At 55.4% G+C, this 240-nt stretch carries 2 tRNA genes; both read right to left on the bottom strand.

Features of this window, described 5'->3' with window-relative positions:
- Window positions 1–72: transfer RNA gene (locus JNO66_RS20385), tRNA-Ala, on the bottom strand.
- Between the two features lie 10 nt (window positions 73–82).
- Window positions 83–159 (bottom strand) — tRNA-Pro (locus tag JNO66_RS20380).
- Window positions 160–240 lie beyond the last annotated feature (81 nt).

Genomic DNA, 240 nt, shown 5'->3' with positions numbered 1-240 from the left:
GGAGCCTAGCGGGATCGAACCGCTGACCTCCTGCGTGCAAGGCAGGCGCTCTCCCAGCTGAGCTAAGGCCCCAAAAACAAGATGGTCGGGAAGACAGGATTTGAACCTGCGACCCCTTGGTCCCAAACCAAGTGCTCTACCAAGCTGAGCTACTTCCCGTTTAATAATGGCGCGCCCGAGAGGATTCGAACCTCTAACCGCTTGATTCGTAGTCAAGTACTCTATCCAGTTGAGCTACGG

The sequence above is a fragment of the Alkalicoccobacillus gibsonii genome, from assembly GCF_016798245.1.
In the GTDB taxonomy this organism is placed as follows: Bacteria; Bacillota; Bacilli; order Bacillales; family Bacillaceae_D; genus Alkalicoccobacillus; species Alkalicoccobacillus gibsonii.
The sequence above is the reverse complement of the archived record's forward strand: the minus strand, read 5'-3'. Positions and strand labels throughout refer to the sequence as shown.